This is a genomic window from Aliivibrio sp. S3MY1 (genome assembly GCF_028765575.1).
Lineage (GTDB): Bacteria > Pseudomonadota > Gammaproteobacteria > Enterobacterales > Vibrionaceae > Aliivibrio.
The window spans coordinates 1-411 of sequence record NZ_JARACO010000126.1; the positions used below are offsets into that span (position 1 = coordinate 1).

Below are 411 nucleotides of genomic sequence, written 5' to 3' on the forward strand. Positions count from 1 at the left end.
CATTGATAAAGGCTGGTTAGGCAAGGAGTACCGTTGGGATGGTATACACAGCATAGTGAAAGTGACCGCTAAGGTTGAAGAAAAATTAAGTGGTAGGAAGTCTGAAGAAATTCGTTGGTATATCAGTTCGTTACCACTCAATGCGCGACAAGCATTACATGCAGTAAGAAGTCACTGGCAGGTAGAAAGTATGCATTGGGTGTTAGATATGACGTTTAGAGAAGATGAATCTCGCATCCGTAGAGGCACAGGAGCATTAGCTTTCAATGTATTGAGGAAAATAGCACTGAGCCTTTTCAAGCAAGATACAACTAAAAATATCAGCATGGTGAGAAAAAAGAAGATAGCAGCACTTGATGATGAATACCGTTCAGTTCTTTTGGATGCTGGAATTAAAATGCTCTAGCCGTG

At 40.9% G+C, this 411-nt stretch carries 1 protein-coding gene; it reads left to right on the forward strand.

What is annotated here, in order from left to right:
• The coding region (locus PVK62_RS17540) for an ISAs1 family transposase (protein ID WP_274449511.1) at positions 1-406 on the forward strand (406 nt) is incomplete at its 5' end.
• Positions 407-411: the final 5 nt, after the last annotated feature.